Origin of the sequence: Sulfuriferula multivorans (genome assembly GCF_003851125.1) — a bacterium.
GTDB lineage: Bacteria > Pseudomonadota > Gammaproteobacteria > Burkholderiales > Sulfuriferulaceae > Sulfuriferula > Sulfuriferula multivorans.
In genome coordinates, this window is record NZ_BGOW01000016.1 from 44,434 (window position 1) to 53,428 (window position 8,995).

7 protein-coding genes are annotated in these 8,995 nt (G+C 58.7%); all 7 read left to right on the forward strand.

The features are described 5' to 3' along the window. The first annotated feature begins 13 nt into the window (after positions 1 to 13). The 7 genes from EI185_RS09650 to EI185_RS09680 all read left to right on the forward strand — a co-directional run bounded on the left by EI185_RS09650 (position 14) and on the right by EI185_RS09680 (position 8,307). On the forward strand, positions 14 to 976 hold the full coding sequence (locus EI185_RS09650) for a stage II sporulation protein M (protein WP_502697135.1): 963 nt from the start codon (positions 14 to 16) through the stop codon (positions 974 to 976). Further along, a complete protein-coding gene (locus tag EI185_RS09655; protein WP_124704941.1) occupies positions 966 to 2,501 on the forward strand; it encodes a hypothetical protein in 1,536 nt (511 codons plus the stop codon). Before EI185_RS09650 ends, EI185_RS09655 begins: the two co-directional genes overlap by 11 nt. Then, positions 2,498 to 3,628, forward strand: coding sequence for a DUF4350 domain-containing protein (locus tag EI185_RS09660; RefSeq protein WP_124704942.1), 1,131 nt, complete (start codon positions 2,498 to 2,500; stop codon positions 3,626 to 3,628). The genes EI185_RS09655 and EI185_RS09660 overlap by 4 nt, the downstream gene beginning before the upstream one ends. Continuing rightward, entirely contained in the window at positions 3,625 to 4,629 is a 1,005-nt protein-coding gene (locus tag EI185_RS09665; protein ID WP_124704943.1) for an AAA family ATPase, read from the forward strand. The genes EI185_RS09660 and EI185_RS09665 overlap by 4 nt, the downstream gene beginning before the upstream one ends. Further along, positions 4,626 to 5,930: a DUF58 domain-containing protein gene (locus tag EI185_RS09670; RefSeq protein WP_124704944.1), complete on the forward strand. Its 1,305-nt coding sequence runs from the start codon at positions 4,626 to 4,628 to the stop codon at positions 5,928 to 5,930. Before EI185_RS09665 ends, EI185_RS09670 begins: the two co-directional genes overlap by 4 nt. A gap of 280 nt (positions 5,931 to 6,210) precedes the next feature. After that, positions 6,211 to 7,089 (forward strand): tyrosine-type recombinase/integrase, encoded by an 879-nt coding sequence (locus tag EI185_RS09675; protein ID WP_124704945.1) that lies wholly within the window; start codon positions 6,211 to 6,213, stop codon positions 7,087 to 7,089. An 18-nt stretch (positions 7,090 to 7,107) separates the two neighbouring features. Then, positions 7,108 to 8,307: an IS91 family transposase gene (locus EI185_RS09680; protein WP_124704946.1), complete on the forward strand. Its 1,200-nt coding sequence runs from the start codon at positions 7,108 to 7,110 to the stop codon at positions 8,305 to 8,307. Positions 8,308 to 8,995 lie beyond the last annotated feature (688 nt).

The following is an 8,995-nucleotide window of genomic DNA, read 5'->3' on the forward strand; positions in this document are numbered from 1 at the left end:
GCAAGACTTCGAAATGCAGCACGAGGCCCTTTGGCAGAGGATGGAAAGGCTGTTGACCGCTCTCGACAACCAGCGCAAAACGAAGCAATCACAGCCTACCGGTGATATGGGCGCATTTCCGCAATATTACCGGCAGATTTGCCACCACCTGGCGCTGGCCAGGGAGCGTCAATATGCCACGTATCTGATCGACCGGCTCGACCGGCTGGTGCTCGATGGCCATCAGCACTTGTACCAGGCGCGCGGTTTTTTCCTGTCCCAGACTTTGCGTTTTATTGGCGGCGGTTTTCCGGCGCTGGTCCGTGCCGAGGCACGCCTGTTCTGGCTGTCTTTCGCGCTGCTCTACCTGCCGGCGTTGTTGATGGGAATAGCGCTGCAGTATGCGCCGCAAATGGTTTACACCATGCTGGATCACCATAGCCTGGTTTCCATCGAAGGCATGTATAACCCGGGTGCGGCGCACATCGGCCGGGAACGGCAATCGGATGGAGATTTTCTGATGTTTGGCTACTACATCAAGAACAACATCGGCATCAGTTTTCAGACATTTGCCGGCGGTTTGCTGTATGGCCTGGGCAGTATTTTTTATCTGGTCTACAACGGGTTGATTCTCGGGACAGTCGCAGGACATTTGACGCGCATAGGCTACGGCACGACGTTTTATCCGTTTGTGGTGGGGCATGGCGCATTCGAATTGACGGCGATTGTCCTGTCGGGAATGGCCGGATTGAAAATGGGTCTGGCGCTGCTGTCGCCGGGAAACAAGACGCGCCTGAACGCCTTGCGCGAAGCGGCGCAGATCAGCATACGCATCGTCTATGGTGTGGTGGGCATGTTGCTGATTGCCGCGTTCCTTGAAGCATTCTGGTCGTCTTCCCAGGCGATTGCGCCGGCAGTGAAATATGCGGTGGGCGCGCTGCTCTGGCTGAGCGTTGCCGCCTACTTTTTATTCATGGGGCGCAATCGTGCAGCTTGAGTCGGTGGCCGTTGCATTGCGCCCGCGCAACCTCTGGGAAGCGATCGATCTCGGCTTCAGCATGGTGCATGCCTGGTGGAAGCCGGTATTCGGTGCATGGCTGGCCGTGGTGCTGCCGGTTGCCGTGCTCATCAATCTGTTGTGCTGGGAAGTGCAATGGCTGGCACCGCTGCTGATGTGGTGGTTAAAACCGCTATTCGATCGTATACCGCTGTATGTTTTGAGCCGTGCGACATTCGGCGATCCGCCCAAGATCAGGGAGACAATCAGGGCGGTTTTGCCATTGTGGCGCAACAGCTTTCTGTGGGATTTGACGCTCGGCCGCTTCGATTTGGCGCGCTCTTTCAACATGCCGGTCCGGGATCTGGAAGGTTTGCGCGGCAAGGCACGCCGGCAACGCCTGAAAGTATTGCAAAAAAAGACGCGCAACGGTGCGGTATGGCTAACGGTGGTTTGTCTGAACCTGGAATTCGTGCTGAATATTGCCCTGTTCGCGCTACTTTATTTTTTGCTGCCGCAAACAATGCAGGCCGATTTTTTCAAGCTGCTTTTCGCCACCCATCCAGCCGCCTGGCAGGATGTTTTGGAGCATGTTTTTTATCTGGCAGCGATGACCGCGATGGAACCATTCTATGTGGCCGCCGGTTTCGCACTGTACCTCAATCGCCGTACCCTGCTTGAAGGTTGGGACATCGAAATTGCGTTCCGGCGCATGGCGCAGCGCCACCAGCCATCCGCCAGGTCCGCGGCATCTGCCGGGGTGCTCATGTCCATATTGATGGTGTGTGTGCTGGGTGGTGCACTGATTTTTCCAGCGCAGTCCATGGCCGCAGTGGCTGCGACGTCACCCGCGCCACCCGCGCAGGCCGTCGCTGCGTCCCAGACACCGGAACAACTCAAGCAACGGATTTCTGCCGTGCTGAAACAGCCCGAATTCCAGACTGAAAAAGTCGAGCAGCACTGGAAATACATGGGTAAGCAAGCCAGCAAAAAGCAGCCTGATAGCGACCCTGCATGGCTGAAATTTCTGGCCCGGATTGTGCCGGGTATGGCACGTATTTTCGAGGGCTTGCTGTGGCTGTTGCTGGCAGCGGTCATCGTTTGGCTGATCGTAAAGCGCAAGCGCTGGCTCGGCTGGTTCGAACATAAACCGGCAATGCGCCCGGCGCAGCCTGTACAAGTACTGTTCGGGCTGGATATCCAGCCGCAATCGTTACCGGGAAATATCGCGAAAGAGGCCTGGAAATTATGGCAAGAGGGCCAGCAGCGTGAGGCCTTGAGCCTGCTTTATCGCGGTGCACTGGCCTACTGGGTAACGCGTGAAAAAATAGCCTTGGGTGCCAATGCAACCGAAGGCGATTGCATGCGGCTATTCCGTGCCGGGGCAACCCAGGAAACCGGCGACTACTTCTGTCAATTAACCCACGTCTGGCAAAACACCGCCTATGCAGGCCGCCATCCGCACACGGAGGAAATGCAGCAGTTGTGTCGCAGTTGGGATATTCATTTCAGGCCGACGCCATGAGAGCAAGACCCTGGCTCGTCGTTGTATTGCTTATGACCCTGATCGGATGGGGAGGCTACTGGTTTTACAAGAATTTCGAACTGGTCTCCGGTAAGGTCCATGTCGGTTACCAGGGCGAAGCGCGTTACAACTCGCTGCTGGCTGCCGAACGTTTCCTGAACACCAAAACCAGCCCGGCGAAAAGCATGTCCAGCCTGGTGGGCCTGCCGCCTTCCAACGGCACCTTGGTGATACCTACCGAACGCTACGAGATAGGACCTCAACAAGCCAATGTACTGCTGGGTTGGGTACGTGCGGGCGGCCACCTGATTGTCATACCCGCAGACGCTTCGGCAACCGAAAACAGAACTGCACAAGACTGGTTATTGAGCGGGCTTGGGGTGAGGAACGTGATCAATTCAGCCAAGGCGCGCGAACCTTTTGTGCCGACCAACGTGGATATTTCCGCTGCCAGCGATTTTATGCAGGTGTCCTTCAAGCCGTGCACAACGCTTGCATATCGCGGCAAGGAAAAACATTCTGCCAGCGCCGCCGATATGGGCGGGCATATGTTGCGCTATCACTTGGGCAGAGGTTTTCTGACGGTATTGAGTGATGCGGATTTTATGCACAATACATCGATTGGCCGTTACGATAATGCGGCGTTTTTGTGGTATCTGACGCACGACCAGCACCCAGGCGAAATCTGGCTGATCTACGGCGGGGATATGCCGCCTCTGTGGAAATGGCTGGGTACGAATGCCTGGCCGGTGCTGGTCAGCGCAGCCCTGTTGCTGGTCGCATGGCTGTGGTCAAGCAGCCGCAGATTAGGCCCTGTACGTGCTGCAGCGCCGCTGGCACGGCGCCGCCTGCTGGATCATATCGAAGCAAGCGGGCGCTTTCTGTGGCAGCAGGGCCAGCGTGCGAAACTATTGAATGGCACGCGCGCAGCCTTGTTGCGGATGCTGGAGTCTCGGCACCCGGCGCTGGCCAGCCTGCCTCGGGAAGCACTCACCATGCAGCTCGCCGAGTTGTCCAACACAACGCCCGGCGCGATTCAAAAAGCCCTGTTCGAGCAGCATGCCCCGAATGAAACCGAGTTTACCGACGCAATCATCCTGCTGGAGACGATAAGGAAAACGCTATGAATGAAACCACCCCATTGGAAGCAGAAGCCGCCCCGGCAACCAGTAAAATTGCGCAGGCAAGCGCCATTGCCCAACGCATGCGTTCGGAAATCGCCAAGGCGCTGATCGGACAGACAGAGACTGTGGACCAGGTATTGATCGCCTTGTTTGCCGGCGGCCATGTCCTGATCGAAGGCGTGCCCGGGCTTGGGAAAACCTTGCTGGTACGGGCGCTGGCGAAAACCTTCGACGGTGCGTTCACGCGCATCCAGTTCACCCCGGACCTGATGCCGTCCGACATCACCGGCCATGCGCTCTACGATCTGAAAAGCGAGCAGTTCAGCATCCGCAAAGGCCCCATTTTTACCAACCTGCTGCTGGCGGACGAAATCAACCGGGCGCCCGCCAAAACCCAGGCCGCGCTGCTGGAAGTGATGCAGGAATGCCAGGTCACCATCGAGGGACAATCCATGACGCTGGCACCGCCGTTCATGACGCTTGCCACGCAGAATCCGATCGAACAGGAAGGCACCTATCCGCTACCGGAAGCCCAGCTTGACCGATTTCTGCTCAAGATATTGATCGACTATCCGGGCGAGGACGAAGAAAAATCCCTGGTGGCCAGCGTGACCGCCGGTCAAACCGGCGATGCGCTCAATGTGGAACGCGTCGCCACCGTCGTCAAGCCGCAGACGGTGCTGGGGATACAGCGAATTGTGGCGGGCCTGCGGGTAGATCAGCAAGTGAACGACTACGCGGTGCAAATCGTGCGCCAGAGCCGCGAGTGGTCGGGGATCGCCATCGGCGCCGGACCGCGCGGCGGTATTGCCCTGATCCGTGCGGCGCGCGCGCAGGCATTGTTGGCCGGGCGCGATTTCGTCACCCCGGATGACGTCAAGTCGGTGTCGATCGCCGCTTTGCGCCACCGCATTGCGTTGCGCCCCGAACTGGAAATCGAAGGTCAAAGCGCGGACGATGTGCTGAAAGCCATGCTGGAAAAAGTGAAAGCGCCGCGCGCGTGATACCTGCACAGCGACTGTTCCATCTGCTGTGGTTGTGGCTGGCCGCAGGTGTGGTTGCCGCGTTCTGGCCGACGCTGGTGATGGTCTGGACAGGGCTCGGCGCGCTGATGCTGCTGGTTGCCGCTGTCGACCTGCTTGCCACATTGCGGCAACCTGAAATATCCGTGCTGCGTCAGGTTTCCGGCACCCTCGCGCTGGGCGTTTGGGGCGAGGTGCGGTTGCACATTCAGCATGCTGCAAAATCGCCCATTGCGCTGGAGATTTTCGACCACTTCCCGGCGCATGTCGAAGTCCGTGGCATGCCCGCGCAGACGCAAATTCCAGCTTCAGGCTGGGCCGAAATCAGCTATGAAATCAAGCCGACGGAACGCGGTGAACAGTGTTTTGCTGCAACCCGTTTGCTGGTTGCTTCGCCGCTCAGGCTATGGCGGCGCAGCCGCAGGGCGGGTGCGGGTGAGTGCGTCAAGGTGTATCCGAACTTTGCTGCCATGACCAGTTACGCGTTGTTTGCGACCGACAACCGGCTCAGCATGATGGGCATACGTTTGCGTCAGCGCCGCGGCGAAGAGCTGGAGTTTCACCAGCTGCGTGAATACCGGACTGGCGACATGTTGCGCCAGATCGACTGGAAAGCCACGTCGCGCCTGAAGAAACTGACCTCGCGCGAATATCAGGATGAACGCGACCAGCAAGTGGTGTTCCTGATCGATTGCGGACGCCGCATGCTCGCCAAAGACGGAGAGCTGAGCCATTTTGACCACGCGCTGAACGCAGTGCTGCTGTTGTCCTATGTGGCTTTAAGGCAGGGCGATACGGTGGGGCTGATGGCGTTCGGGGGGCGGCCGTGCTATTTGCCGCCGCGCAAAGGCGCCGGGGTGATTAATAGCCTGCTCGATACAGTCTACGATTTGCAGGCGGGAACCAGCAGCCCGGATTTTCTGAATGCGGCCACGCAATTGATGACTCGTCTCAACAAGCGCTCGCTGGTCGTTCTCGTCACCAATCTGCGTGACGAAGACAATGACGAACTGTTGCCCGCATTGCATCTGATGCGGCAACGCCATCTGGTGCTTTTGGCCAGCCTGCAGGAACGCATCATCAACGATGTTCTGTCCGAACCGGTCAGGGATTTCAGCGCTGCCTTGCGCCATAGCGCGACCCATCTTTATCTGGGGGAACGGCGCAAGGCGCATGAGGCGATTAAAGCGTACGGCGTGCTGGGTGTGGATGTCGAGCCGGAGAAACTGCCGGTGGCGCTGGTGAATCGTTATCTGGACATCAAGCGTAGCGGGCGTCTTTAAGTCCGCCGCAGACAGGGCGAACGCCGCTGGTGTTCCGCGCTAAAACAGCTACGCACGCCAATCCAAACATACTACTGATTCCAGTCCAAAGCTGTCAGTTGTATTGATTTAAAAGCTGGGGATCAGCAAAGACGGTTAACGACCCGAGGACTAAACCGCTCGCGCGGTAAGGATGTGCGATCGGCAGTGGGTGATGCGAGCGCTGGTGGTTTTGCTCAGGCGCGGAAACTGCCAATGTTGAAGATGAGGCAATCCGCCTCTTTTTTGACAGGAGCAAGCCATGGACTCATCGACACCACCGGTGATATCGCCGTTGCGTCAGCGCATGATCGACGACATGCGGATGCGCAAATTCACTGCCAAGACACAAAGCGGTTACCTGCGCGCCGTGAAACGATTCGCGGGGTTTCTCGGCCGCTCGCCTGATACGGCCACCGTAGAAGATCTGAGGTGGTATCAGTTGCACCTCGTCGATACCGGCACTTCGCCGATCTCGCTCAATGCCGCGATTGCCGGATTGAAGTTCTTCTTCGACGTCACGCTCGATCGTGCCGAGCTGATGGCCAAGATGCAGCCCGTTCGTGTCCCGCAGAGACTCCCCGTAGTATTAAGCCGCGAGGAAGTGGGTCGCCTGATCGCGGCGTCTGGCAACCTGAAGCATCAAACGGCACTGTCGCTCGCCTACGGAACTGGACTGCGCGCCAGCGAAGTTGTCGCGCTCAAGGTTTGCGACATTGACAGCCAACGCATGACACTGCGCGTTGAACAGGGCAAAGGTCGCAAGGATCGGTACGCCATGCTCTCACCGGTGCTGCTCGAACGCCTGCGAGTGTGGTGGCGTGTGGCACGCGCACAGGGCAAGATGCTCGATGGCGGCTGGCTGTTTCCGGGCCTCAACCCGATCGAATCGCTCAGCACCCGCCAGCTCAACCGGGCTATCCATGCCGCCGCTGCGGAGGCGAAGATCGACAAGCGCGTCTCGATGCACACGCTTCGACATTGCTTTGCGACGCACCTGCTGGAGCAGAAGGTGGATATTCGTGTGATCCAGGTGCTGCTCGGGCACAAGCAATTGGACACGACGGCGCTCTATACCCAGGTCGCCACCGACATCCTACGCGAAGTGGTCAGCCCCCTGGAGATGCTGCACCCGGAATAGAACCACCGAGTTCCTTCCATGGGGCGTCCGACCCTGGAGGTCGCGGATATCTTCCGCGCCTTTGGTCCGGCCTGGCGTTTGTCTCAGCGCGAGCATCTGAGTCTGGGACAGCTCAAGGTCATGTCGGCCATCGAACAGTGCCGCAGCGCGGCGCTGGGGGGACACGTGCTGCGCTGTAACAGCTGCGAGCATATCGAGATCAGCTACAATTCCTGCCGCAATCGCCACTGCCCGAAGTGTCAGGCCAAGGCGGCACAGCGTTGGTTGGAAGCCCGTCAGGCAGACCTGCTTCCGGTGGCGTATTACCACGTGGTCTTTACCCTGCCGGCGCCGATCAGCGCCATCGCCTACACCAACAAGGCGGTGATCTATCGCCTGTTGTTCGAGGTGGCCGCCGAAACGCTCGGCACCATCGCGGCGGATCCGAAACATTTGGGCGCGCAGATCGGGGTGACGCTGGTCCTGCACACCTGGGGGTCGGCGCTGACGCATCATCCTCACGTGCACGGGATCGTCCCCGGCGGGGGTCTGTCCCCAGACGGCGAACGCTGGGTCAGTTGCAGACCGGGGTTCTTTCTGCCGGTGCGCGTGCTCTCACGACTGTTTCGCCGGCGCTTTCTCGAAGAACTGGAGAAAGCACATCGAGCTGGGCAGCTACGCTTCTTCGGTGAGCACGAGCCGCTGGCGGCGGCGACGCGCTTCACCAGGTGGCTGGCACCGATGCGCAAGTGCGAATGGGTGGTCTATGCCAAGCGTCCGTTTGCCGGTCCGGCGGCGGTGCTGGCGTACCTGTCGCGTTATACCCACCGGGTGGCGATCTCGAACCGGCGGCTCGTGGCGCTGGATGAGCGTGGCGTGACGTTTCGCTGGAAGGATTACCGGGTCAAGGGACGAACGCGCTACAAGACGATGACGCTGAGCGCCGAGGAGTTCATGCGGCGGTTTCTGCTGCATGTACTGCCTGGCGGGTTTCACCGTATCCGCCACTATGGCTTGATCGCCAATGCCGGGCGCCGCGAGAATCTGGCGCGAGTGCGGAAGCTACTTGCCCAGGCGGTTCATGGCGCCGATGTGCAACCGCTTGTTGAGTCGACGGCGCTCCCAGCGACGCCGCCAACCTTCGTTTGCCGTTGTTGTGGCGCGGCCATGAGCATCCTCGAGATATTCGTGCGTGGGCAACTGATCCGTGCACCACCCGGGCTGCGTAACGCAGCATGAACTCAACATCATCTCGCCACTCAAGCCAACCGTCGTCTCTTCAGCATCCAGAGCCGATAGCGGACGGTTTTACGTTACGCTGGAATAACCGCCCTTCCGGCTCGATACATCAGCGAATAACTGCGCTCACCGGAGTCCGTGCCAAGCCGTTGAGCTCGATCCTCAGCCGATTGACCGGGCTGAGTGCCACGCTCAGCACGAGTACGAACCTTCAAATCCCATAGCCCGGTAAGCCTGCTCAACCCGCGCCGATACATTCCGCGGTTTCCTCCCTCGGGGTTTGTCCAACGCCTGCCCACCCACCTCGGCTGGTCATCTGCCGCTTGCACGGTCAGGGCAGGCATCGAACAAACCTACACAACAGGAGACCATCAAGATGGAATATCTAAGCGACTGCTCCGTAGCGTGAAGCGGTCAGTCAGGAATATTACGAACGTCACGTTGAGATCGTTTGATGAACCCGTGACCATTTGCGCCGCTTGGCAAACGTGTCAACATCGCGTTCTTCGGACAAAAGAAAATCAAGAAAGTCGATGCTCCGGTATTCGCAGGTCTCTGCAACGCTCAGGAGAGTTAAATATTCGTCAATCCCTTTCCTAGACAGTGTCGTCACGTGATATGTTAAAATAGTTTTTTACATAAACTGCGGTGGACGCGAATGGCTGATGCCTATCAACGACATGACATC

Coding starts and splice junctions, on each gene's coding strand:
- EI185_RS09650 (WP_502697135.1), top strand. CDS start 14: ATGCAGCACGAGGCCCTTTGGCAGAGGATGGAAAGGCTGTTGACCGCT.
- EI185_RS09660 (WP_124704942.1), top strand. CDS start 2,498: ATGAGAGCAAGACCCTGGCTCGTCGTTGTATTGCTTATGACCCTGATC.
- EI185_RS09665 (WP_124704943.1), top strand. CDS start 3,625: ATGAATGAAACCACCCCATTGGAAGCAGAAGCCGCCCCGGCAACCAGT.
- EI185_RS09675 (WP_124704945.1), top strand. CDS start 6,211: ATGGACTCATCGACACCACCGGTGATATCGCCGTTGCGTCAGCGCATG.
- EI185_RS09680 (WP_124704946.1), top strand. CDS start 7,108: ATGGGGCGTCCGACCCTGGAGGTCGCGGATATCTTCCGCGCCTTTGGT.